General features: G+C 41.7%; 24 protein-coding genes and 1 pseudogene. 12 read left to right on the plus strand and 13 right to left on the minus strand.

The genetic code is table 11. From position 1 onward, the window contains the following. Positions 1 to 246: 246 nt before the first annotated feature. The gene (locus ACLFKQ_RS24980) at positions 247 to 885 is read left to right on the plus strand and encodes an L-threonylcarbamoyladenylate synthase (RefSeq protein ID WP_449002386.1); all 639 of its coding nucleotides are present in this window, start codon (positions 247 to 249) and stop codon (positions 883 to 885) included. A 156-nt stretch (positions 886 to 1,041) separates the two neighbouring features. After that, positions 1,042 to 1,305: a hypothetical protein gene (locus ACLFKQ_RS24985; protein WP_449002429.1), complete on the plus strand. Its 264-nt coding sequence runs from the start codon at positions 1,042 to 1,044 to the stop codon at positions 1,303 to 1,305. Between the two features lie 89 nt (positions 1,306 to 1,394). Here ACLFKQ_RS24985 and ACLFKQ_RS24990 read toward each other — a convergent pair whose 3' ends face one another. From ACLFKQ_RS24990 to radA, 8 genes and pseudogenes are all read right to left on the minus strand, one after another. After that, positions 1,395 to 2,594, minus strand: a complete 1,200-nt coding sequence (locus tag ACLFKQ_RS24990; protein ID WP_449002387.1) for a phosphoglycerate kinase — start codon at positions 2,592 to 2,594, stop codon at positions 1,395 to 1,397. A 288-nt stretch (positions 2,595 to 2,882) separates the two neighbouring features. Then, positions 2,883 to 3,107: an NAD(P)H-quinone oxidoreductase subunit O gene (gene ndhO / locus ACLFKQ_RS24995; RefSeq protein ID WP_449002388.1), complete on the minus strand. Its 225-nt coding sequence runs from the start codon at positions 3,105 to 3,107 to the stop codon at positions 2,883 to 2,885. A 130-nt stretch (positions 3,108 to 3,237) separates the two neighbouring features. Next, positions 3,238 to 3,585 (minus strand): hypothetical protein, encoded by a 348-nt coding sequence (locus ACLFKQ_RS25000; RefSeq protein ID WP_448999900.1) that lies wholly within the window; start codon positions 3,583 to 3,585, stop codon positions 3,238 to 3,240. A gap of 23 nt (positions 3,586 to 3,608) precedes the next feature. Beyond that, on the minus strand, positions 3,609 to 4,124 hold the full coding sequence (locus ACLFKQ_RS25005; protein WP_449002389.1) for a transposase: 516 nt from the start codon (positions 4,122 to 4,124) through the stop codon (positions 3,609 to 3,611). Between the two features lie 3 nt (positions 4,125 to 4,127). Beyond that, positions 4,128 to 4,262: pseudogene (locus tag ACLFKQ_RS25010) on the minus strand (IS110 family transposase); the annotation flags it as partial. A 289-nt stretch (positions 4,263 to 4,551) separates the two neighbouring features. Then, positions 4,552 to 4,887 (minus strand): hypothetical protein, encoded by a 336-nt coding sequence (locus tag ACLFKQ_RS25015; protein WP_449002390.1) that lies wholly within the window; start codon positions 4,885 to 4,887, stop codon positions 4,552 to 4,554. A 242-nt stretch (positions 4,888 to 5,129) separates the two neighbouring features. Then, a complete protein-coding gene (locus tag ACLFKQ_RS25020; protein ID WP_449002430.1) occupies positions 5,130 to 5,729 on the minus strand; it encodes a peroxiredoxin in 600 nt (199 codons plus the stop codon). Positions 5,730 to 5,895: 166 nt separating this feature from the next. Beyond that, positions 5,896 to 7,389, minus strand: a complete 1,494-nt coding sequence (gene radA, locus ACLFKQ_RS25025; RefSeq protein ID WP_449002391.1) for a DNA repair protein RadA — start codon at positions 7,387 to 7,389, stop codon at positions 5,896 to 5,898. Between the two features lie 272 nt (positions 7,390 to 7,661). On the opposite strand from radA, the gene rpaB reads away from it, so the two are divergent. The 8 genes from rpaB (at position 7,662) to ACLFKQ_RS25065 (ending at position 13,862) form a co-directional block, all read left to right on the plus strand. Beyond that, positions 7,662 to 8,390: a response regulator transcription factor RpaB gene (gene rpaB / locus ACLFKQ_RS25030; protein WP_449002392.1), complete on the plus strand. Its 729-nt coding sequence runs from the start codon at positions 7,662 to 7,664 to the stop codon at positions 8,388 to 8,390. 141 nt (positions 8,391 to 8,531) lie between these two features. Next, positions 8,532 to 9,185, plus strand: a complete 654-nt coding sequence (locus ACLFKQ_RS25035; RefSeq protein ID WP_449002393.1) for a cofactor assembly of complex C subunit B — start codon at positions 8,532 to 8,534, stop codon at positions 9,183 to 9,185. A gap of 402 nt (positions 9,186 to 9,587) precedes the next feature. After that, the gene (locus ACLFKQ_RS25040) at positions 9,588 to 10,052 is read left to right on the plus strand and encodes a DUF4168 domain-containing protein (protein ID WP_449002394.1); all 465 of its coding nucleotides are present in this window, start codon (positions 9,588 to 9,590) and stop codon (positions 10,050 to 10,052) included. Positions 10,053 to 10,305: 253 nt separating this feature from the next. After that, on the plus strand, positions 10,306 to 11,229 hold the full coding sequence (locus ACLFKQ_RS25045) for an alpha/beta fold hydrolase (protein WP_449002395.1): 924 nt from the start codon (positions 10,306 to 10,308) through the stop codon (positions 11,227 to 11,229). Between the two features lie 22 nt (positions 11,230 to 11,251). Next, positions 11,252 to 11,749 carry an SLOG cluster 4 domain-containing protein gene (locus ACLFKQ_RS25050; protein WP_449002396.1) on the plus strand — a complete coding sequence of 166 codons (498 nt, stop codon included), beginning with the start codon at positions 11,252 to 11,254 and terminating at the stop codon, positions 11,747 to 11,749. Between the two features lie 27 nt (positions 11,750 to 11,776). Beyond that, the gene (locus tag ACLFKQ_RS25055) at positions 11,777 to 12,613 is read left to right on the plus strand and encodes a PHP domain-containing protein (RefSeq protein WP_449002397.1); all 837 of its coding nucleotides are present in this window, start codon (positions 11,777 to 11,779) and stop codon (positions 12,611 to 12,613) included. Between the two features lie 71 nt (positions 12,614 to 12,684). Beyond that, on the plus strand, positions 12,685 to 13,404 hold the full coding sequence (gene rnc, locus ACLFKQ_RS25060) for a ribonuclease III (RefSeq protein WP_449002398.1): 720 nt from the start codon (positions 12,685 to 12,687) through the stop codon (positions 13,402 to 13,404). Positions 13,405 to 13,625: 221 nt separating this feature from the next. Further along, the gene (locus tag ACLFKQ_RS25065; protein WP_449002399.1) at positions 13,626 to 13,862 is read left to right on the plus strand and encodes a hypothetical protein; all 237 of its coding nucleotides are present in this window, start codon (positions 13,626 to 13,628) and stop codon (positions 13,860 to 13,862) included. 31 nt (positions 13,863 to 13,893) lie between these two features. On the opposite strand, the gene thrB is transcribed toward ACLFKQ_RS25065, so the two are convergent. The 4 genes from thrB to ACLFKQ_RS25085 form a co-directional block, all read right to left on the minus strand. After that, positions 13,894 to 14,805, minus strand: coding sequence for a homoserine kinase (gene thrB / locus ACLFKQ_RS25070; RefSeq protein WP_449002400.1), 912 nt, complete (start codon positions 14,803 to 14,805; stop codon positions 13,894 to 13,896). 16 nt (positions 14,806 to 14,821) lie between these two features. Continuing rightward, the gene (locus ACLFKQ_RS25075) at positions 14,822 to 16,201 is read right to left on the minus strand and encodes a DUF697 domain-containing protein (RefSeq protein ID WP_449002401.1); all 1,380 of its coding nucleotides are present in this window, start codon (positions 16,199 to 16,201) and stop codon (positions 14,822 to 14,824) included. Between the two features lie 7 nt (positions 16,202 to 16,208). After that, entirely contained in the window at positions 16,209 to 18,479 is a 2,271-nt protein-coding gene (locus tag ACLFKQ_RS25080; protein ID WP_449002402.1) for an HD family phosphohydrolase, read from the minus strand. Positions 18,480 to 18,664: 185 nt separating this feature from the next. Continuing rightward, positions 18,665 to 19,609 carry a hypothetical protein gene (locus tag ACLFKQ_RS25085; RefSeq protein WP_449002403.1) on the minus strand — a complete coding sequence of 315 codons (945 nt, stop codon included), beginning with the start codon at positions 19,607 to 19,609 and terminating at the stop codon, positions 18,665 to 18,667. Between the two features lie 308 nt (positions 19,610 to 19,917). Here ACLFKQ_RS25085 and ACLFKQ_RS25090 point away from each other — a divergent pair, with 308 nt between their 5' ends. Together ACLFKQ_RS25090 and ACLFKQ_RS25095 are read left to right on the plus strand one after the other, a co-directional pair. Beyond that, positions 19,918 to 20,241 (plus strand): YbjQ family protein, encoded by a 324-nt coding sequence (locus ACLFKQ_RS25090; protein ID WP_449002404.1) that lies wholly within the window; start codon positions 19,918 to 19,920, stop codon positions 20,239 to 20,241. 55 nt (positions 20,242 to 20,296) lie between these two features. After that, a complete protein-coding gene (locus ACLFKQ_RS25095; protein ID WP_449002405.1) occupies positions 20,297 to 21,055 on the plus strand; it encodes a WecB/TagA/CpsF family glycosyltransferase in 759 nt (252 codons plus the stop codon). 29 nt (positions 21,056 to 21,084) lie between these two features. On the opposite strand, the gene ACLFKQ_RS25100 is transcribed toward ACLFKQ_RS25095, so the two are convergent. Further along, on the minus strand, positions 21,085 to 21,816 hold the full coding sequence (locus ACLFKQ_RS25100) for a DUF928 domain-containing protein (RefSeq protein ID WP_449002406.1): 732 nt from the start codon (positions 21,814 to 21,816) through the stop codon (positions 21,085 to 21,087). Positions 21,817 to 21,879: the final 63 nt, after the last annotated feature.

The following is a 21,879-nucleotide window of genomic DNA, read 5'->3' on the forward strand; positions in this document are numbered from 1 at the left end:
TACCTAAAAATTACCTATTTATTCGTTAACTAATTTTGCAATATTTTCGGGCAAAATCATGCTCCTCAGCTTACTTAATTATTCTATTACCTTACCCTCGAATGCGATAGATAAGATCGAACTTCTTAGACTACAAATAAAAAATTTAACGGTTTTAGAGCGGAAATTCTCAATTGGCTTCTAATCGTACTGATTCCTAGACCGTAATCGTTGTAAAATTCTGTATTAGTTGTTACAAATTTATTGATGAAAACGAAAATAGCCAAACGGGATTCCAGTTTAATCCCAGAGATTACCCAGCGTCTTCAAGCAGGGGAAGTGATTATTTTACCTACTGATACAGTATATGCCTTCGTTGCCGATGCTTATAATTCCAATGCAATAAATAGAATAAAAAAGCTCAAACAATTCAGTCATTTGCAACCTATGGCACTTTTCAGTCGCCAAGAAAAAGCTGAAGAAATTGTTGTGGTCAATCGTGCTGCCAAGCAACTAATGAAGCATTTTCCTTATCCAGTAACGATGATTATGCCAGCCAAAAATACTTTACCGGAGACGGTAACCAATGGGTTTAAAAATGTTTTCATAGTTTGTCCCGATCGCTTTATTTACGACCTAATTCCAGCCGTCTCTAACCCACTGGTTTGTGCTCCAGTAACTGTCTCAACAGGTGTCAAGGCAACAACTTTTGATATGGCAGTGCGATTCTATGAAGATAAAGTCCCTTTAATTGTAGATGGAGGAAAAAGCAAATACGGTCAAAGCGGAACTTTAGTCGATTTTACTGTTGAAGTGCCTACTATTTTAACTTTTGGCACCGTTTCGGTAGACGATCTCAGACCGATTATTCCCGAAATCGTACTTCCTTCTCACTTAATGAAATAAAACGCTCGATCGGGAGCGAGAATAATAATTTTAGTTGCAGCCGGGTTAAGTTATGAAACGTTAACTTGACTGAAAAACAAGCAATTTTGTAGCTTTGTATACAGAAACTATTTTTGCTCGTATTCGTACGTGCTGTTAAGCGATCGGGGAGGAATGATGTCTACACTAAAACCAAGCGAGTCACAATCCACAGTGCAATGGTGTTCGGTTCCTCTGAATCGAACTCGAGGTAGCACAGATGCACCTCAACCCAACTCCAATACTTGGGTAAAGCTGTTGGAATTATTCAATCCCTATTGTCATGAGGAAGCTTTGCTGCTTTGTCAAATCTCAAACTGGGAGTGGATTGCCTGGATTCCCGACCACGGCGAAGCTGTGATTAATATCGAGCAATTCTGTTTTCCCACTACCTGTAACTAGACATAGAAACAAAAAAACTGCAAACTAAAAATCGCTAGTTTACAGGTAAAGTTCTCAGCAAAATTGGTCTGAGTTATATTTAGCTACATTTAGGCGTCGTCTAAAGCGACGATGCTAGGTAATTGCTTACCTTCAAGTAATTCCAAGCTAGCACCGCCACCGGTAGAAATATGGCTCATTTTAGAAGCTACGCCTACTTTTTCGACGGCAGCAACTGAGTCTCCACCACCGATGATCGTGATCGCATCTGGTTTATTTGCTAGGGTATTAGCGATCGCTTCTGTACCTTTAGCAAACTTTTCGAATTCAAATACCCCCATAGGACCGTTCCAAATCACAGAGTTACAGTCTGCCAAAGCCTCCTGGAAAACTTTAATCGAATCGGGACCGATATCCAAACCCATCCAGCCATCGGGAATATTCTCTACGCTGACGACTTGGTCATTAGCATCCGCAGCAAAATTATCGGCAACTACCACATCAGTAGGTAATAAAAATTCCACACCTTGCTCTTTAGCTTTGGCTTCTAAAGATTTAGCTAAATCTAACTTATCTTCTTCTACCAAAGACTTACCGACACTCAAACCCCGAGCTTTATAGAAAGTAAAAATCATCCCGCCGCCAATTAGCAGCTTGTCGCATTTATCGAGTAAGGTTTCGATAACGCCAATTTTACTTGATACCTTAGAACCGCCGATGATTGCGGCTAGAGGTTTTTGGGGGTTGTCAACCGCATTTTGAAGATAGTCTAGTTCTTTTTCGATGAGGTAACCACCTACGCAAGGACTTAAATATTTAGTTACTCCTTCTGTAGAAGCATGAGCACGGTGAGCGGTGCCAAAAGCGTCATTGACGTACAAATCGGCATTAGCTGCCAGTTGTTTGGCAAATTCGGGATCGTTGCTGGTTTCTTCATCGTGGAAACGTAGATTTTCTAGTAGAACCACCTGACCGTTTTCCATTCCATCGATGGTGGATTTTACTTCTTCGCCAATACAGTCGTCACACTTAATAACTTCCTGTCCGAGTAACTCAGAGAGGCGTTTGGCAACAGGAGTTAGGCGTAATTTTTCTTTTACCTCTCCTTTAGGACGACCCATATGACTACATAAAATGACTTTTCCGCCTTTACCGATTAAATCTTGAATAGTAGGTAAAGCAGCTCTAATGCGAGTATCGTCGGAAATGTTGCCACTATCGTCGAGTGGTACGTTGAAATCAGCTCTGACTAAAACTTTTTTGCCTGCTACATCTGCTTCAGTTAAACTCGCTACGGTTTTTTTTGCCACTATTATCCTCCTGTTGCCTATAGTTATGGTGGAACAAAATTATAAATTAACCAACGGTCAGGGCAGAGTCCGTCGTTTTATAAGTCCGCGTCGCCTGGGGGGTCCCCAGGCGCGGGGGTCACAAGGACTCGAAGTGAATTCGAGTCACAGCCCCTTGTTTATGACGGACGCGGCGGAGTAATCTCTGACTCGACCCAAATCTAAAAATAAACTAAAAACTGGGTCTTAGGATTAATCTACCAGAGGTGTGGCACTTAGAAAAGCCTTAAGGACGCGATCGCATCTGAGTTATTCTGCGAGTTCGAGTTCTTCTAGACTCAACCAAACACTGGGAGTGGGAACGTAAAATTTCACCAAAGCATATTCCCCTGCATCATCCATATCTAAAATTTCGCCTTTGCTTTCAAAAATGTAGCCTGGTAAAGTGCGATCGCTAGCCAAAGCTTCGACACTATTTTCAATTTTTTCTTTAACTACTCGTACTAACGCACCTTTCTTTAATTTACTTGCCATTTTCTTCGCGAGCGATAAACAATTTTCAATTATCTCTTAATTTGCAGCATAGACCAAAAGTCATTAATAGATCTCCTCTGAAAATAAACTTGATCTTGAGGTAGGGTTATCAGTCAGGAGCGATCGCAGCTTAACCAGCTCCTTTGAGTTTAGGCTCCAGAGAGACTTGGTAGCCAAGTTTTTCAATGCGATGGCGTAAGCGATTGAGCATTTTGTCAGTACGATGCTGGTCTAGATAATTTTCCCCTAATTCTCTGTAAGGCTCCTGTTTCGATAAAATATGGTAAGCCGCCGTTAAAATCTTATGGGCAACAGCAATAATGGCTTTTTTTTGACCTCGGCGTCGAACCAAACGTTGATACACTGCTTTGAGATAGGTACCTTTATACCTCACGGCAGCGTGAGCTGCTTGAATTAAACCACTGCGTAACCAACGGTTGCCCTGACCAGTTCGACCAGAGTAACGCAGAAGGCGCACTTTCGTGATTACCAGGACAGAGTTTAGCCCACGAGCGCTAAGTGAGCTTCGCTTTTGAATCGACTCATGTCCATACCAATTTCCGCCAGCAACAACTCTGCGGTTTGACGTCCCACCCCAGGAATGGTATCCAATAAAACAACAGCCTGTTCCCAGCTCTGGGATAAATTTTCTAGTTGAGATAAGTTTTGTTCGGTTGACTCAGTTGAGAGCAGTGCATTTGTTACTTCCAGTTGTCCCGAGGTGGTCTGTGCGCGGATCTGTTCGCTAATTTGAGCATCAAAAACAGCCATTTGCTCTTCCAGGAAATCGAGATGAGTTAAGTGATTGGAAATTAAAAAGCGATGGTGTGAGCGCAGTTGACCGAAAAGAGCTTGTTTCAATTCCTGGAGTTTCCGACGCAAACGTCCCTTAGCTAATTCAGCCAAAGTCTGGGTATCTGTCTCCCCTTGAGCGATCGCCTTGAGCATTTTCCGAGCAGAGACACCCGTTACATCGGTGACTACGGAAGCAAGTTTCAGGTTGGCCCACTCCAGCACCTTCTGAAGACGGTTAATTACCGTTGCTCTCTCTCGGACCAGGTTAGTACGTTGGCGAGTTAAATCTCTTAAGTCTCGTTGAGGTAGGGGCGGGATCAAGCTGCCTCTTAATAAGCCGTGACGTAATAAATCGGCAATCCATTAGATCAACTAGATCAACTGCCTGGAAGGAAGTGTACCAGATTTTCATTTCTTTGTTGTGCGCGATCGCGCATGGTGTCTGTCTTGAAAATAGATAATCAGATCGTTTTCCCTTTGACCTTTATCCTTTTACCCTTAGTTTAAGTAGTTAATTAATAATAAATTGTGCAACAAGTCTAATAAAGCCAACTATACCTAGAAACAATCGTGTAAAGAAAAAAAAACTAGATGTAACCAAACATACTAGCTCAAATTTCGAGATCCTTTAATCCTTTCTAGAAAGGAGTTATGCATTAGGTTGAGTTTTTACTTCAGTTGCTCCTTCGACACCTTTAGCGATTCGCTCCGCTTCTTTCAATATACTTTTAGCATCCTCATTATATTTGAGAACGACCGTGCTGCCTGATTGAGCCACCCAAAGTCCTACATCATCGGAAATATTAGCAACATCTAAAGCTTTAGCAACACGCTTGGCTAATCCGCTCTCATCAAACTTTCCATCTATTCCTACTTTTTCTGGAGGAATAGAATTTTCTCTAGCTGCTGATGAAACTGACACTTTAGGCGTTCTTGCTGCTTTCTCTTCTTCTTTTTTGCCAAATAGCTTACTTAAAAAACCCATAAGATGCTGTCCTTTAACTTAAATTAATCGCAACTTTAAAAGACAATTCAATCAGCCCACATCTAACCTAAGCTATAGATTTTATCGAATTCAGCTAGCGACCGAGCAGAACATACGAGTCGCAAATTGCGCTCGGAAAAACTAGATAACAGACAGCTAGCGAACATTCCCCAAAAACGAGACCCTTTAAATTGATTGCCGTTATTGTTCAAATTAAGTGAAGCTTTGAATTAAACCCTAAGTTAATTAACAGAAGAAAAGTAAACCTTAGAGTCTTTAGGATCGGGAATCATAGTTTTGCCTCCCTCGACCCACTCTGCAGGACAAACTTCTTCGGGATGTGCCTGAACGTATTGAATTGCTTTAAGAGTTCGGAGAGTTTCTTCGACACTGCGACCGAAAGAGAGATTGTTGATCGTAGAGTGCTGGATAATACCATCTCCGTCGATAATAAACAGTCCTCTTAGAGCAACTCCTGCTTCTGGATCGAGAACATTATAAGCCGTACTAATTTCTTTTTTAATATCGGAAATTAAAGGATATTCGATGTCGCCGATACCGCCTTCTTTACGGGGGGTCTGCATCCAGGCTAAATGAGAAAATTCACTATCGACAGATACACCCAGTATTTCGGTGTTTATTTCCTGAAATTCACTGTAGCGTTCGCTAAAGGCAATAATTTCTGTCGGACAGACAAAAGTAAAATCTAGAGGATAGAAAAATAACACTACATAGCGATCGCGATAGTCAGATAACTTGACGATTTTAAATTCTTGGTCGAATACGGCAGTAGCGGTAAAATTCGGAGCTTCTTGCCCGACTTTCAAACATCCTTCACTCATATTCATAATCTCCTCAAAGGTCAATCGATTTAATTAATAATTAATAATTTGGTTAAATAAATAATTATTATTATTCCTTTACTGTTCTTACAAAATATATCACGATTGAAAAGTTTGCATCGAGCCTCGAACACGATTGTCAATTTACTCGAACACGATTGCCAATTTAATTTAGCGAGCGCTCTGGAGGAATAGCAGCAATAATCGCATCGATTACTCGCGAAATCGCCACTATTTCCAGTCCAATATCGTCAGGTAAGCTTTGACCTGTAGGGACGATCGCCCGTTTAAATCCTAATTTTGCTGCCTCTTTAAGTCTTAGTTCCATTTGTGAAACCAATCTTACCTGTCCCCCCAAGCCGACTTCACCGATGGCTACCGTACGGGGGTCGACGATGCGATCGCGGAAACTGGCGACAATGGCGATCGCCACTCCCAAATCGGCGGCAGGTTCTCCTACTCCCAGTCCCCCTACCGAAGATACATAAGCATCTAATTTAGATAGGGGAATGCCAACTCTTTTTTCTAACACTGCCAAAATCTGCTGGAGGCGATTGTAATCGACTCCTGTAGTAGAACGACGGGGAGAAGTGTAGCTAGTAGGACTGACCAACGCCTGAATTTCAACTACTAGGGGACGAGTTCCTTCGCAAGCTACTACAGTCGCCGTACCTGGAGCAACTTCATCTCGACTGCCTAAAAACAACTTAGAAGGGTTGTCCACTTCTACTAAACCTTTATCTGCCATCTCAAAAATTCCAATTTCGTGAGTTGCCCCAAAACGGTTTTTGACCGAACGCAACAGACGATGAGAGGCATAGCGGTCGCCTTCAAAATATAGTACCGTATCTACTAGATGTTCTAATACTCTCGGTCCGGCGATCGCTCCTTCTTTAGTTACGTGACCGACAATTAACAAAGTAATATTTTCTCTTTTGCCAACCTGCATTAAAGCTGAAGTACATTCTCTTACTTGCGCCACCGAACCTGGGGCAGAAGTTAAAGCTGCAAAATGTAGAGTTTGAATACTATCGATTACGGCTACCTGGGGTTTTAACGATTCTAATTCCCGTAAAATTTCCTCTAAATCGGTTTCTGGCATCACGTAGAGATTGCTATTACTTTCGGCACCGGCGGACTTGCCATTACCGTTGCCATTACTGGCAGCATCTACTAAATTTCTGTCTGGAGCTCGATCCACATTCAAACGAGATGCCCTCAGCTTTACTTGCTGTCCCGATTCTTCGGCTGAAACATAAAGAATGCGGGGTAGGCGATAAGAAAGTTGGTTAGCTACTTGCAATAACAATGTCGATTTACCGATGCCAGGATCGCCACCAATCAATACCAAAGAACCAGGTACGACCCCGCCACCTAAAACTCGGTCTAATTCACCGTAGCCAGAGGGAAATCGTGCCTGTACGTCATTATTAATCTGGGAAAATTTTAAAGCCGATCTCGGCTTTGCTTGAGTAGAAACTTTAGCAAAGGATCGCGTGTGGGATTGCCATCCCGCACGAGTATAACTTCCGCCAGGAGTAACTTCTATTGGTTCTTCAGAAATAGTGCCAAACTCGTTACACTCTTTGCAAAGACCAAACCATTGAGTATATTCAGCACCACACTCGCTGCAGACATAAACTTGTTTAGACTTAGCCATATATACGTCAATTTTTTAAAAAATCTTAAGAAAATACCTGGGATAAATCAATTAAATGTCAGACAATAAATATAAAACTTAAAAAAATTTAAATAGTTTCAAAGCTAAATTTAATCTGAAAAAAGCTAGGAAATGTTAACGCAAAGGCAATAAAATAAATACTCAGCCTAAATAGTTGACTCATAAAAAATAAAAAAGTAATCTAAAACTCAAAAAATCTAGATTTTACTTAAAGAATGGTAATTTTACTTTAACAAGGAGAGAACGATAGTTTGGAAACTCATAAAGAAAAGATTTTAGTTGTTGACGATGAAGCTAGTATTCGCCGTATTTTGGAAACTCGCCTCTCGATGATTGGCTACGATGTAGTTACTGCTGCCGATGGTGAAGAAGCTTTAGAAACCTTTCGCACCAGCGAACCCAGCTTGGTGGTTCTAGACGTAATGATGCCTAAACTAGATGGTTATGGCGTCTGTCAGGAACTACGCAAAGAATCGGACATTCCGATTATTATGCTAACAGCTTTGGGTGACGTTGCCGATCGCATTACTGGTTTGGAATTAGGTGCCGACGATTATGTTGTCAAACCCTTTTCTCCCAAAGAATTAGAAGCGAGAATCCGTTCGGTATTGCGAAGGGTAGACAAAGACGGCACACCTGGGATTCCCAGTTCGGGAGTAATTCATGTCGGTTCGATTAGAATTGATACCAACAAAAGACAAGTATATAAAGGCGACGAACGTATCCGACTCACTGGAATGGAGTTTAGCCTTTTAGAATTATTGGTCAGTCGTTCTGGCGAACCTTTCTCGCGCTCGGAAATTTTACAGGAGGTCTGGGGTTATACTCCCGAACGACACGTAGACACTAGGGTAGTAGACGTTCACATTTCTCGCTTACGTGCCAAATTAGAAGACGATCCTAGTAACCCAGAACTAATTTTAACTGCCAGAGGAACGGGTTATCTGTTTCAGCGCATTCTAGAAGAAGGAGAACAATGATTAGTGACTGGCGAACGTTGATTATCAAAAGCACCACGGAAAGAAACTCACTTTGTGGTGAGTTGTTTCCTTGAGACCTTGGATGAGCTTAAAGTTCCCCACGAGCTGGCTTTTGGTTAATTATTCATTGGTGACACACAAATGAGTAAATCCGATCCCAACCGTATTTTACGTTTATTGCCGATTGTAGCTGGAGGATTGGGAGGGTTATTGTTATTGGTCAATCGATTGCTAACATCTCAGCTTACCGATTTTCAGGCTCGTTCTGATATAGTGGGTGTAATTGAAGCGGCAGTATTAATCTTAATCGGTCTAATTTGGCAGCAGATTCAGCCGCGATCGCCAGAGACAGTGACTTTAATAGGGGAACAGGGGTTAGAATTTGCTTCCGAACTTCCCGATGAGGTTAAAACCGAACTAGCTTGGGCTTCCCATTTACTTTTGACCAATACGACAACGCGCTCTTTGGTAGTTTACGAGCGAGGCAAAACTTTACTGCGACGCGGCGTTTTAGGTAAAAATACCGTAGTTAAACCAGGAACTATTCTGCAGAGGGTACTAGATAAACACCGACCCGTTTATTTAGTTAATCTCGCTCTCTATCCCGGCAGATTTGAATTTGACTATTTACCAGAAAATACTCAAGGAGTGATTTGCCAGCCTCTCGGCGAAAATGGGGTGTTGATTTTGGGTGCAAATGCACCCCGTAGCTATACTAAGCAGGACGAAAGCTGGATCGAGGGAATAGCCGATAAGCTTGGGGAAACTTTAAAAACGCTTGAGATTGATCCCTAAAATATTAAGGGATTTCAAATTTTTTTGTGCCACATTACTTGATAAATTAATTCCGATCGAGCGACCCTTTTTGTCACCAATTCATTAGCTGATAGTTCCCCAAAGCCACCCTCGACCACTAGCATGAGTCGAGATATTGCCATAGCAATCGATGTGCCAAAACTTTTTAGAGAAATGGAACTGCTCTTGCTCTACCACTACAGAGTGCTTGAGTTACACGACTGGATACATAGAATTCTTACTGACTTAGGTTGATTTGACCGCTACAGATTAGAGCATCGATCGCACATGTTAGAGTCGAATATCGTACCCTAGCTGAAGAAAATAAAAATCAGGAACATCTACAGTTAAAAATAACTCAAAACAATACAGTAGTCCGTTTTAATCTTTATGTTCGCGATTATGTCTATTGGTAATTTAAGTAAAATTTTGACTCGTATCTCGACTACAGGCATTATAGCGGCAATGGAAATCATGTGCGGCTTGGTACCAGAAGTATCTTTTCAGTCTTTTCCTATTTCTATCGTTAGTTACGCTTATGCTAGAGACTACACTGAAGATGAAGCCCGCAACTATGCCAGAGCTGGTTTTCAAGTAGAGTTACTCAGGCAAAAAGCATATCAAGAAATTAAATCATTGATCTCCGAACCACCACCTAATATCGTTTGTAATCGACAAGAAACTCTTCAGGGTTTAAGTAGTGAGGTGCGCCAAATTGCGGAGCGTTACTGTAATGAATCGCGGCAAATTGTTAGAGATAATAACTTAACTGTCAATCGATTTAATGAATTAAAACAATACTACGATCGCGGCGATGATTTCTATCAGCAGGTTCAAAATATTCTCATCGATCTACAAAAACAATAAACGATTGACAATCTTTCCCAACCAAAAAAATTCGACAAACTTAAACTTCGAATGGACAGAGACGCTTAAAAATCTGGTTCTCAAACAATGATATGACTTTGGGGCGATGTTTATCTAGTTGATTTTGAGACAATCTTTAGATCGAAGTATGCCAAAATTACTCCCTGGTGAGACGAGAGAGTAATTTGTAAACATTGGGTCGAAATAATATTTTGGCTGATGAATATTTATATTTAATTTAAAGGATGTCGCTATGTTTATACCATTAGGCTTCGTGCAAAACTCTCTAGCTACCAGTTTGGGAGAAATCGTCTATTACACCAATGAAGGGCAACCTTGGGAAAGTGACACTCTCAGACCTACCTTAGTATTTTTACATGGTTTGGGCGGCGGCTCTTCCGCTTATGAATGGTCGAAAGTTTATCCGGCTTTTGCGGCAGAATATCGTATTCTGGCTCCCGATATGCTCGGTTGGGGAAGATCGGAACATCCAGAGCGAGACTATCAAGTAGAGGACTACGTTACTACCATTGAAGAATTTATTACTAAAGCCTGTACCAGTCCCGTCACGGTTGTTGGTTCGGCATTGACAGCAGCATTTACCATTCGAGCAGCGATCGCTCGTCCCGAACTGTTTAAATCTCTGATTTTGACTACTGCAGCAGGTCTATCAGAGTTTGGTAACGACTATCAAAACAACTTTTTTACTCAGCTGGCAGGTACTCCAATTATCGATCGCCTACTTTACAATACTGGTGTCGCTACCAGTTTCGGGATTCGTAGTTTTCTCGAACAGCGTCAGTTTGCCAACCCAGACCGAATTTATCCCGAAATCGTAGAAGCCTACCTACAATCGGCCCGACAACCCAATGCAGAATATGCGGCACTGTCATTCGTACGGGGCGATCTTTGTTTCGATCTCACTCAAGATATCCCTCGCTTAACTACTCCTACTGCTTTAATTTGGGGGAAAGCGTCAAAATTCACTGGTCCTGAAGTCGGTCGCCGCCTAGCAGAAATGAATCCCCAGGCAATCCGTATCCTCTACACTATAGATGATGTTGGCTTTACTCCCCAGCTAGAGCTGCCTGCAGTTACTATTGGCTTGATTCGCAAATTTTTGCCCCTGCTTGAATCTGGTAACGAAACTATAACGGAGACGACCGTAAGCAATTAAATGCGATCGCGATAGTAATCTAATGGCTAAACTAATTATCGGGGTTATGGGTGCAGGAGAAGGAGCTACCGCAGAAGATCTCAAGAATGCCTACGAGTTGGGTAAATCGATCGCCGAGCATGATTGGGTGCTGCTTACTGGCGGAAGAAAAGCTGGTGTCATGGATGCAGCTAGCAAAGGGGCAAAAGCGGCAGGGGGTTTAACGGTCGGGATTTTGCCTGGTGTCGATACTCAGGGAATGTCAGCAGCGGTAGATCTTGCCATTATTACAGATTTGGGCAATGCTCGTAACAATATCAACGTTCTTTCAGCTAGAGTAACGGTCGCCTGTGGTATGGGTGCCGGTACGGCTTCGGAAGTGGCTTTGGCATTAAAAAATGGCAAAAAAGTTATTTTGTTAACCGAAAACGAGGAAAGCAAACGGTTTTTTACTAGTTTGTCTCCAGAAAATATTTCGATCGCCAACACTGTCCCTGAAGCGATCGCCTTAATTCGTCAAATTGTGACTCGCTCTAACTAAACTAGAATAGTTTAAATCTTATAAAAAATGCTAGAATTACACTCCCATACCACTTATTCCGATGGAATTTTAACTCCACGAGAGTTAATCGCCACAGCAGCTAATGCTGGAGTTAAAGCCCTAGCCATTACCGACCACGATACTATAGCAGGTTGGGATGAAGCGATCGCTGCGGCTCGAGAATATCAAATTGAAATCGTACCGGGAATCGAACTCAGTACGGTACATAATAGGCGATCTCTCCATCTTTTAGGTTACTATCCCCAACCAGAATTATTAGCAGAGTCACTAGTAGAGCAAATTGCGGGCAGAAAACAAAGAGCTAACAAAATATTAGCTATCTTAGCTGACATGGGATATCCTCTAAAACTACCCGAAACACCAGATAATATGGCAGTCTCTCGCCCTCACATTGCTCGCGCTATGGTCGAAGCTGGTTATGTCAACTCAACTAAAGAAGCCTTTGACCGTTTTATCGGAGACGAGCGACCCGCCTACGTGCATTATGAAAAATTTTCCACGCTCGAAGGTATCGCCTTACTTCGTACCTGCGGTGCTGTACCCGTCTGGGCGCATCCCTATTTGTTTCGCGGTGGTGAAGTTGAAGCGGTTTTACCAGAGTTAGTCGCTGCGGGGTTGCTAGGAGTTGAAGTCTATCATCCATATCATTCTCCAACTAAAATTAATAAATTGAGACAATTTTGTCGTGATAACAATTTATTAATTACTGGTGGAGTTGATTATCATGGTTTTAGTTCTGGTAAACTCGGTTCAGAAAAGTTTCGCTTAAACAGGTTTCGGCTGCCTCTCACTTTACTCGAATCTCTCAAACAAGCCGCAGCAGAATTGAGCGAAAATTTATAGAAGTATTAACTGTATACCCTCGACCCTTTAGGGTTTGCCCAAAGAGATCGAGCCGATCGCTGGAGAGGTTTATGAATAAAAAACTACCCGTGTTTCGGGATCGCTCTTTATTTAATTTAGCCTTGACCCATCGTTCCTACGCCAATGAAAACCCCGACGTAGAAGGTGATAACGAACGATTGGAGTTTTTGGGAGATGCAGTATTGGGTTTTATAGTGGGAGAGATGCTCTACAAACTCTATCCGACTATGAATGAAGCTCAATTAACTCACTTGCGATCGCGTTTAGTAGACGAAAAACAGTTGGGAAAACTCGGTGCAGAATTAGGTCTGGGAGAATTAATGCGTCTTGGTAAAGGTGCCGCAAAAATGGGAGGCAGAACTAATCCTGCATTACTCAACGATACTTTTGAAGCCACGATCGGAGCGTACTTTCTAGAAGCCGGAATTTCTGCCGTCCGCGATTATCTCTTACCGATCTTTACCGTTCTTGCCAGCCAACAAGTAGAGAATTATCATCTCAGCGCAAAGGCAAATTCAACAGCGAGTTCAACCTTTATCGACAGTAAAAATCGTTTACAGCAGTGGGCATTATCAAATTGCAGAACTACTCCCACCTATGAAATCATCGACGAAACAGGACCCGATCATGCCAAACAATTTACTGCCAGAGTGTTAATTGAAAATAAGGTTTACGGTGTCGGTCGAGGTAGTCGCAAACAAGAAGCTGAAAAAAGCGCCGCTGAAATTGCTCTTCAACAGATTTATGGGAAACTGGCATCCGATTGCTAGCTAATAGCTTATCCAGGCGATCCCGATAATAGGCGCTCGATCTTAAGTTTTGCTAAGAAGTTTGACGTTATCGATCTTTTGGCTATCTAGTTAACGGTTTCCTGTTTAAAGTTGCGTTAAAGTAAAACTATAAGAAAACTAAATGAAAAACATAAAAATATTTTAACTGAAATACTTGAAAGTTCGTCGATAAACCTTATCGCTCAAAAAGGAGGACGAATATGGCGATCCCCATGTTCCCAGTTTTACTCTTCGTAACTGCATTACTCAGCCTAATTTTATACCTACGCACCAACTATGAGATTTTTGGCGTACTGGCTGGGGGAATGTTGATCGCCTGCCTGATTTGGGTTTTGACGATCGCTCATTGGTCGTTTCATTTGCTAGCTCTAATTGCCTTATTATTTTTGGGTAAACCCTTGGCGATCGCTACCCCTGTAATTAATGTTGATAAATAAGCATTCAAAAAATTGCTGCAGTTGGTAAAATTTAGGAAATTTTCGCCCCCTCGTAATCCAAGCTAAGCGATCGCACCTGAGCTTTAACCCCTAAATCTGCCCAGGCTTGGCTCGTGGCTGCGATTACCATTTCTGCCCGGGCGAGATCGCTTAAAGCCAACAAAGTAGGTCCTGCGCCACTAATTACTATACCGTAGGCTCCTGCCGCAAGCGCTGCCGTTTTCACCTGTTGGTAACCGGTAATTAATTGTTGACGATAGGGTTGGTGTAATCTATCCGCTAAGGCGGCTTCTAACCACTGGCGATTATGGGTTGCTAAAGCTCGGATCAGTAGTCCCATACGAGATATATTAAATATAGCGTCGCTGCGCTCGATTGCTGTCGGCAATACCCGTCTTGCAGCCTCTGTAGACAGTTCGAAATCGGGAATGGCTACTATTGGTAAAATATCTCGATGCCAGGGAATCGAGCAAATCTGCCAGCGAGCGCCATCACCTACAGCTAGTTGACAGTTCCCCAGTAAAGCAGGTACGACGTTATCGGGATGTCCTTCGATTGCAATTGCTAAATCCCTAATTTCTGCTTGGCTTAAAAGAGCCCCTGCCAGTTGATTCGCTCCAACCAAACCTCCAACAATAGCGGTTGCCGAACTTCCCAAACCTCTAGCCAGGGGAATATCCAGCTTAATCACAATCTCTACATTAGGTGGTGTCCTACCAATATGCCGATAAAATCGAGCAAAAGAGCTGTATATTAAATTGGTTTCGTCGAGGCTGACTCTAGCTGCTTCATCTCCGATAACTTTAATGTTTAACTTCTTAGCATCAGCAGCTACGGTAGTAAACTCAAATTGATTGTAAAGGGTTAAGGCTGCCCCAAGACAATCAAAACCCACGCCCAAATTGGCAGTGGTAGCTGGAACGGTAACGGTAACGCAGTTCATTAATAATTGTAGTTATTTATTGTGCTAGCAATTCTTGACGCAGACGATAGATAATTGTATTCGGTTCTACCTGAGTGAGAATTTGTCGAATCAAAGTTGAGGGACCGAGATCGCCCCAAGTGCAGCCTCGTTCGAGATAAATTTGAGTTACATTGCCGACAACAAAAGTACTATAACCGGCGATCGCTCCCTGCAAGCTGGCAGTAAAAGCATATGCCGCGAATGCCCCACTGCTTTCAAACATACTAGTTACGGCAGCACCACTTTTACCCACTCCCAAAACTAAATTGCTGGCTATTTCTCCTAACAATAAACCACCAGAACTTGCAATAATTTTGCGCCACAGATGACCAGCTTGATAATTAGTAATTGGTAGTCCATACAACTTGCTTAAAGAGCGAATCAGTGCCAAATCTGCCACCAGTCCCCCCGCTAAATCTAGCAAAACGATAGGATTAACTGCCACTGCGATCGCTTTGTAGCGAGCGTATTCCCAAATAATCTCTTCGGCTCGTTCCTGACGTAGGGCAATGGTTTTACGAGCAATATTAGCTTGAGCTTGTCTTGCCTGTATTAAAGCATTTAAAGCGAGTAAAGTTCGTCCCTCTCGTTGCAAAATCTGATAAATCGTGTCTTGAAGCTCGGCAATTTGAGGTTCGGGGTGCTCCCAACTGCTGGTAGTCGTACCGTCGGCTGCTTCTACTCGCACTAAAATCGGTCGTGGTTTTGCCGCTACCATGACGATCTCTTTAGTGGTAACCATTGGTTCTAGCTCGCCACTACTATTGGCTGTATTAAATTTTTGTAGCTGATTGTAAATGGTCTGGCGGTCTTTATCGGGATAGAGATCGATTTTATTAAATACTAATATTAGAGGCTTTTGACTGGTTCTGAGTTCGCATAAAGCCTGATATTCGGTACGAGTGATATCTCCAGCTACCACAAACAAAATTAAATCTGACTTTCGAGCAATTTCTCGCGCCATTTTTGCTCTTTCTTCTCCTGCAATCTCATCTAAACCAGGAGTATCGACTAACTCAACTTCGATTAAGTCGGAGCGGTCAGAGAGATTAGGAGTCCAGCGCAAAACCGTAAATGACTGAGTAACGCCATGAAGAGGTCCAGTGGCTACGGCCTCTTCTCCTAGTAAAGCATTAATTAAGGATGATTTGCCGCAGCTTACTAAACCGAAAGCACTAATTCTGATTAACCGCTCGTCTAACTTATTTAGTGCTGTTTTTAAAGACTGTAAATCATGTTTTACACTGACCTGTAGGCGGTCTTCAGGAGGATATTTTCCATGACGACGAAAACTACCATACCAGGAAATTGCCTGTTGCAAGCTAGCACGGGCTTGGTTGTAATAAGTTTCTTGTTTTGTCGTATTCTTAGTCACAATCGATTTAACGTTTACTATCTAAAGCGCCTTTAGGATATGCAATCCGCTTGTGATTGTACTGTTGCCAAACTCGAATAAAAACTTCGGCGATAATCGGCAACTCCTCATAACTCAGACCGCTATCTACTAATTGTCTATCTTGCCAGCGAGCTTTAAAAATTTTCTTAATCGTCGACAAAGCCTGTTGAGTAGTTGCTTCTTTTAGAGAGCGTAGAGCTGCTTCACAACCATCTGCTAGCATCATAATCCCTGCTTCTCGCGTTTGAGGTATCGGTCCGGCATAGCGAAAATCTGATTCTGAAACAGTAGTCCCCTCTCGCTCGGCTTTTGCTTTTGCCTGATAGTAAAAATAAGCGATTAATAAGGTTCCCTGATGTTCGGGAATAAAATCGCGAATTGCTTTTGGCAAACCATATCTGCGAGCCATTTTTAGCCCTTCGCTGACATGTTTTTTAATAATTATGGCACTGAAATAAGGATCGTCGATTTCATCGTGTTTGTTAACTCCCCCCAATTGATTTTCAATAAATCCCAAAGGATCGTGCATTTTGCCAATATCGTGATATAGAGTTCCCGCTCTAACTAATTCTACGTTACAGTTGAGTTCTCTAGCGGCAGCCTCAGCCAAAGAAGCCACAAACATCGTATGTTGAAAAGTTCCTGGGGTTTCAGTTGCCAGCCTTTTAAGCAATGGTAAATTAGGATTGGACAATTCTGCCAAGCGAATTGGCGTAATTATATCAAAGTATCTTTCCAAATAAGGAGAAATACCAATGGCGATAATACTCCAGGCTAGTCCAGACAAGCCGTAAATAAGTGCACCGGGCAAAACTGCCGACCAAATAGCAGCGGCACTGGAACTGAGAATTAAGTTACTCACAAAACAAACACTTCCTTGAAGCAGTCCGACTAAAACACCCAAACGAGCCATCGCTTCACGCGATCGCGATCTGCCAGCAAATACCGCTGCTAGAAGACCACCCGCACTTCCGGCAAGTAAATATTGCCAGGGAATAGCGGGATTGCCAAACAGGACTAATACCGTCAACAAACTAACGTGACCAACTGCCAAACCAGGATTGTAAAAGCTACTAACCAAAAAACCAATTGCTGGCAAATTAGTGTATTCGATATTTAAGACACTCAAGAGCAGCGTACTCAAACTCATCAAACAAATCAATAGGTAGTCGCGGCATCGCATCGAAGTATAGATACGTTTTTGGAGCGATAAAAACAAGCAGACGATAAGAGTTACAAATATTCCCGTCTCTCTGAGAGCATCCCAGTTAGTACCGCGACGGCTTAAGCCAAAACCATCTAAAAGCACAAAATCAGCTTGAGATATTTTTTCTCCTTTTTTGACAATTATTTCGCCAGCATTTATTTTAACGATGACGGGTTCGATCGCCCTAGCGGCTTTTTCGGCAATATTTCTCGTTGCCTCTCGATCTTTTTCCAAATTAGGTTCGAGGGTATTTAGCAGTAGATTACTGGCAAAATGCAGAGTGGATTCGGGAATATCCGAGCTGAGCTGCACTGCAACAGTTTTTTCTAATAAATTAGAAGGCATTCCCGGTGGTATTCCTTGAATTAAAATCCGCTCTGCTGCCTGAAGAATAGCTAGTTTGGTGATTTTCCAACTACGATCGCTCAAGTCTAACAGGGTGGTTATTTGTTGCGAATTTAAACTAACTCCTGGTTCTCGTTCTATTTGTTTCCATCCTTGAGAATAACGATAGCGATTTAAAGTAATTTGAGTGACTAATGCTTGGTATTCCTCAGGTGAACCCTGTTGCCGATATTCGAGCAGTTCGACAGTTACCTGCTGCGCTCGGAGATTGAAATCTTCTCGAGCGTACTGTAGTGATTTAGATTTGGAGGGATTTTGGGGTAATTCTACTGAAGCCAAAATTGCCTTAAATTCTGCTTCTGAGCAAGAACGCAGGTATCTTTGGCTAGGTAAAGAGAGGATTGTGGTCTCAACAAATGGAAAGGGAGCGGTTAACTGGCGTAACTTTTCTAGATTATCTATCGATAGCTCTAAACGCTCGATTACTTCATCCGTCACGCCGCGATTTTGTTTGAGAATGGGAACGATTCCCGTCTGAACTTTTTGTCTTTTGTGAATTGTTGTCTGCGTATCTTCGAACTGTCCATCTTCAGGAGCTTTAATGGTTACAGGAGAAATTTTGCCAATGGTTAGCTGTGGTTGGTTGTAGAAACGATATCCTACTACACTGGTCAAAGTAATTACGGAAAACAGCAAAATAATCATTAGCTGCTGCGATTTAGCTGCACGACGATTCTTTAATCTCGATCCATTTAAAAAATTTAAGTTCCAGATTATTTTTTGGCTCCATAACCTACTTTCCAAGACAGGGAGTTTTTGGTACCCTCTCTCGATTCGTCGTGCTAATAAATCTAAATACCAGCTTTTCTTCATAAATAGAAGATAATTTGTTAGTAGTCTGTCTGAGAAATAATTTTTAGAGAGGAACGAGGTTGAATAATTTTAGGAGTTGCCACAACAGTTAGATTACAGTTATTTGCTGGCTTTTGAAGTAAGTAGACTCCCAACCAGTAGTTAAATAAATTTACTGCTGTTTTTTGCTCTTGTCGATAAATTTGATTGTGGTTGCCGAACATTTGCCAACTGGTAGGAATTCCTGCCAAACTATTGTAAGCTCCAGATAGGGTTGCAGTCAGAGCTGCTGTAATTTGTTGAAAATCGATAGTAACATAAGGCAGACTTCGCGCTCGACTGACAGCAAGATAAAAATCTTGAGGCGTATTAGCAAAACAATATAGGGATAGAGCAATCGCACTCAAACAGTGCTCGTCTAGAGAGAGCAATACTTCTAACATTTTGTTTAAACTTCTACCCTGCTTTAAAGCCCAATTTACTATGTGCAACTGTTCTATTAAAGCAGCGGAAGTAAAATCGGCTTCTACACCAGCTAAAATTTGCTCGATTGGGTTATCGACATTTAACTTGGCTTTTAAAGCTAAAGAAATAGCGTAACCCCATAATAATACATTTTTCAACATCTTTACTTGGTTTGGGTTGGTCACAGAGAACTCCTGTTTCCCGTTCGGCGTAATCTCTAACTCGGTAAACTTATTCTGGATTAGAGTTGCCTGCAATATCTCGAGACTTTCATGACCCTCTAAAATTAAAGGTAATAAAACTAAAGCCAAGCTGTCGCCGTTCGATGATAACTTTGTTTGTAGGTGTTTCTGGTTGACGATAGCAGTCGCAATTTTATTTCTCAATTTTAACCATTGGGAAGTTTGATAGTTAGTAATTTTTAAGCGATCGGAGAAATGATTTTTGGCGACTAACGCTTCTCCCAAGATACTTCCCAACCACGCTCCTTGAAATCGACTTAAAAGACAGTATCGCATTTTAGCTGCTAATTAGATGACAAGCTGGAAGCTTTACCATAACTACAAAAATTTTTGTAGTTATGGTAAAAATAATATTGTTTAATCTTAAATCTTATAAAGTTTAAACATTAAATACAGTTCAGCAAACGAAAAAATCAAATCAATTCTTAAAAATTTAATAAAATTTAATAAAAATTGCTACAATAATTGATTAATTTTCAACCACTCAAGTAATATTAGGTATCTTGTTAAAAGCCAAGTTTGAACGACGACTTTAATTTTAAATTCTTGATAAGATACTCAAAGCAAAATATTTACCTAATATAATGTTAGTTACCACTACCGAATTCGTTCAAAACCAAACTATTGAAGCTTATTTAGGAATAGTTACCGCAGAGGTAGTGTTTGGTTCCAATGCATTGCGAGATTTTTTTGCAGGCATTAGAGATACATTCGGGGGACGGACTGGTAGTTACGAAAGAGTGTTTGAGAAAGGACAGCTCAAAGCAATTGAAGAATTAAAACAGCGCGCTCAAAAATTAGGTGCAGATGCCGTTATTGGAGTAGAAGTCGATACTGGTACGATTAATGTTGACGAACGGGGAGTGCTAATCTTAATTACAGCTACGGGAACAGCAGTTAAATTCTAGCAGTCGCAGGTCGAGTAGCTGTTAAATTGGCAACTTTACTATTCATTTATTACTTATGATACCCAGGTTGAGACTAGATAATAAACTACCATCAGCGCGAACTTTTTCCGTGCTTAATTTAAAGATTCATCTCCACGATGATTATTGCCAGTGGTTGCTAACCAGACTGACAGAAGGAATTGGCACTCACGTAGTTACCCTCAATGCAGAGATGACTATGATGGCACAGGAAGATAATGCTTTAGCTAAAGCGATCGAGCAAGCAGACTTAGTCATTCCAGATGGCGCGGGAATTATTTTATATATGCGCCTTCGAGGTGTAAAACGCGATCGCTGCCCTGGAATAGAACTGGCAGCATCTTTGCTAGAGCGACTAGGACAAACTTCATTTGCCGATTCAGTATGTTTTTATGGAGCCAAACCTGGAGTGGCTGCTGATGCCGCTCGGAATTGGCAGCAAAAAGTTCCTTCCCTTTCTATTTTTACTCAAAATGGCTATATAGCCGGTGAGGTTGAAGCTGTATGGAAACAGACTTTACAAACCAGACAACCAAGAGTAATTTTAGTGGGTTTGGGTGTACCCAAGCAAGAGCTATGGATACAGCAAAATCGCCATTTATGTCCCAACTCAATTTGGATTGGGGTTGGCGGTAGTTTTGATATTTGGGCAGAAAAAAAATCTCGTGCCCCCAGATGGTTGAGAAAGAATAATTTAGAGTGGACTTACCGCCTCTATCAAGAACCTTGGCGTTGGCGAAGAATGCTCTATTTACCCCGATTTTTCTGGCGTTCTCTCCCACTAAAAATTAGGTAAATGCTTTGAGTTTTTAGCAAAAGCCTATTTTAGAAGCGTTTACTAATGGGAGTTGCTAGCGGAAAACTTTGAATAAAAGGTTCGGAAGCAAATTCTGCTAAGCCTACGGATTCTAATAAATCTACCCATTTAGCTTCTATCATTGGCTCTGTGCCAGAATTTTCGCGGCTTTCGGCTAATATTGATAGTGCATCATACCAAAAACCTTGTTGTTGGTAAATCTCTGCTTTATCTACAGTATCAGAGTTATTTAATAGGTGTTTAATATTGGCTGAATCAATTGTTCCTCGGCGCATCCATCCTTGAACCACAAGATCGCGAGCCCGTTGTTGGGGATTGCAAATTAATGATAGATACCAACGATAATTTTGCTTGGTTTCTATTTCTGAAGTTCGAATTTCTGCAGGTATGTTTACCTCAACTATCCCTTTGCCATTAGTAGTCAAGAAAGCTTCGTAAACCAGTTCGTCTGTTTCGTTTCTCAGGACAAACTCCAAGGTTTTTGGCTCGGTGGTTTCGGGAACATAGAAGAAAAGATTGGGAGAGATAGAAGCAGTAGCTGGTACTCGATCTTTTGGAACTAAAGCAACTAAATTACGGTTGCTGTCTATGCAGCGATTTAAATCACCAGTTCTGCTTCCTCCATCGCGACGATAAATCGGTAACCCTTGGTTATCTTCGTCTAGCGAGCGACGATCGCTCGATTTTTCAGCTTTGACTGGCTGAGAAAATACTAATAAACAGTTAAAAATTATTAGCAAACTAATAATTTTACTGCATCTATTAAAAATATTTTTAGCTACTGAGATCATCTTGATAATATC

The organism is Myxosarcina sp. GI1(2024) (assembly GCF_053543375.1).

What these genes read in the sequence shown, in the direction of transcription:
- ACLFKQ_RS25095 (WP_449002405.1), top strand. Translation starts at nt 20,297, where the DNA reads ATGATACCCAGGTTGAGACTAGATAATAAACTACCATCAGCGCGAACT.
- ACLFKQ_RS25015 (WP_449002390.1), bottom strand. Translation starts at nt 4,887, where the DNA reads ATGGGTTTTTTAAGTAAGCTATTTGGCAAAAAAGAAGAAGAGAAAGCA.
- ACLFKQ_RS25085 (WP_449002403.1), bottom strand. Translation starts at nt 19,609, where the DNA reads ATGCGATACTGTCTTTTAAGTCGATTTCAAGGAGCGTGGTTGGGAAGT.
- ACLFKQ_RS25065 (WP_449002399.1), top strand. Translation starts at nt 13,626, where the DNA reads ATGGCGATCCCCATGTTCCCAGTTTTACTCTTCGTAACTGCATTACTC.
- thrB (WP_449002400.1), bottom strand. Translation starts at nt 14,805, where the DNA reads ATGAACTGCGTTACCGTTACCGTTCCAGCTACCACTGCCAATTTGGGC.
- ACLFKQ_RS25040 (WP_449002394.1), top strand. Translation starts at nt 9,588, where the DNA reads ATGTCTATTGGTAATTTAAGTAAAATTTTGACTCGTATCTCGACTACA.
- ACLFKQ_RS25080 (WP_449002402.1), bottom strand. Translation starts at nt 18,479, where the DNA reads ATGATTATTTTGCTGTTTTCCGTAATTACTTTGACCAGTGTAGTAGGA.
- rnc (WP_449002398.1), top strand. Translation starts at nt 12,685, where the DNA reads ATGAATAAAAAACTACCCGTGTTTCGGGATCGCTCTTTATTTAATTTA.
- radA (WP_449002391.1), bottom strand. Translation starts at nt 7,389, where the DNA reads ATGGCTAAGTCTAAACAAGTTTATGTCTGCAGCGAGTGTGGTGCTGAA.
- ACLFKQ_RS25035 (WP_449002393.1), top strand. Translation starts at nt 8,532, where the DNA reads ATGAGTAAATCCGATCCCAACCGTATTTTACGTTTATTGCCGATTGTA.
- ndhO (WP_449002388.1), bottom strand. Translation starts at nt 3,107, where the DNA reads ATGGCAAGTAAATTAAAGAAAGGTGCGTTAGTACGAGTAGTTAAAGAA.
- ACLFKQ_RS24980 (WP_449002386.1), top strand. Translation starts at nt 247, where the DNA reads ATGAAAACGAAAATAGCCAAACGGGATTCCAGTTTAATCCCAGAGATT.
- ACLFKQ_RS25090 (WP_449002404.1), top strand. Translation starts at nt 19,918, where the DNA reads ATGTTAGTTACCACTACCGAATTCGTTCAAAACCAAACTATTGAAGCT.
- ACLFKQ_RS25050 (WP_449002396.1), top strand. Translation starts at nt 11,252, where the DNA reads ATGGCTAAACTAATTATCGGGGTTATGGGTGCAGGAGAAGGAGCTACC.
- ACLFKQ_RS25055 (WP_449002397.1), top strand. Translation starts at nt 11,777, where the DNA reads ATGCTAGAATTACACTCCCATACCACTTATTCCGATGGAATTTTAACT.
- ACLFKQ_RS25020 (WP_449002430.1), bottom strand. Translation starts at nt 5,729, where the DNA reads ATGAGTGAAGGATGTTTGAAAGTCGGGCAAGAAGCTCCGAATTTTACC.
- ACLFKQ_RS24985 (WP_449002429.1), top strand. Translation starts at nt 1,042, where the DNA reads ATGTCTACACTAAAACCAAGCGAGTCACAATCCACAGTGCAATGGTGT.
- ACLFKQ_RS25045 (WP_449002395.1), top strand. Translation starts at nt 10,306, where the DNA reads ATGTTTATACCATTAGGCTTCGTGCAAAACTCTCTAGCTACCAGTTTG.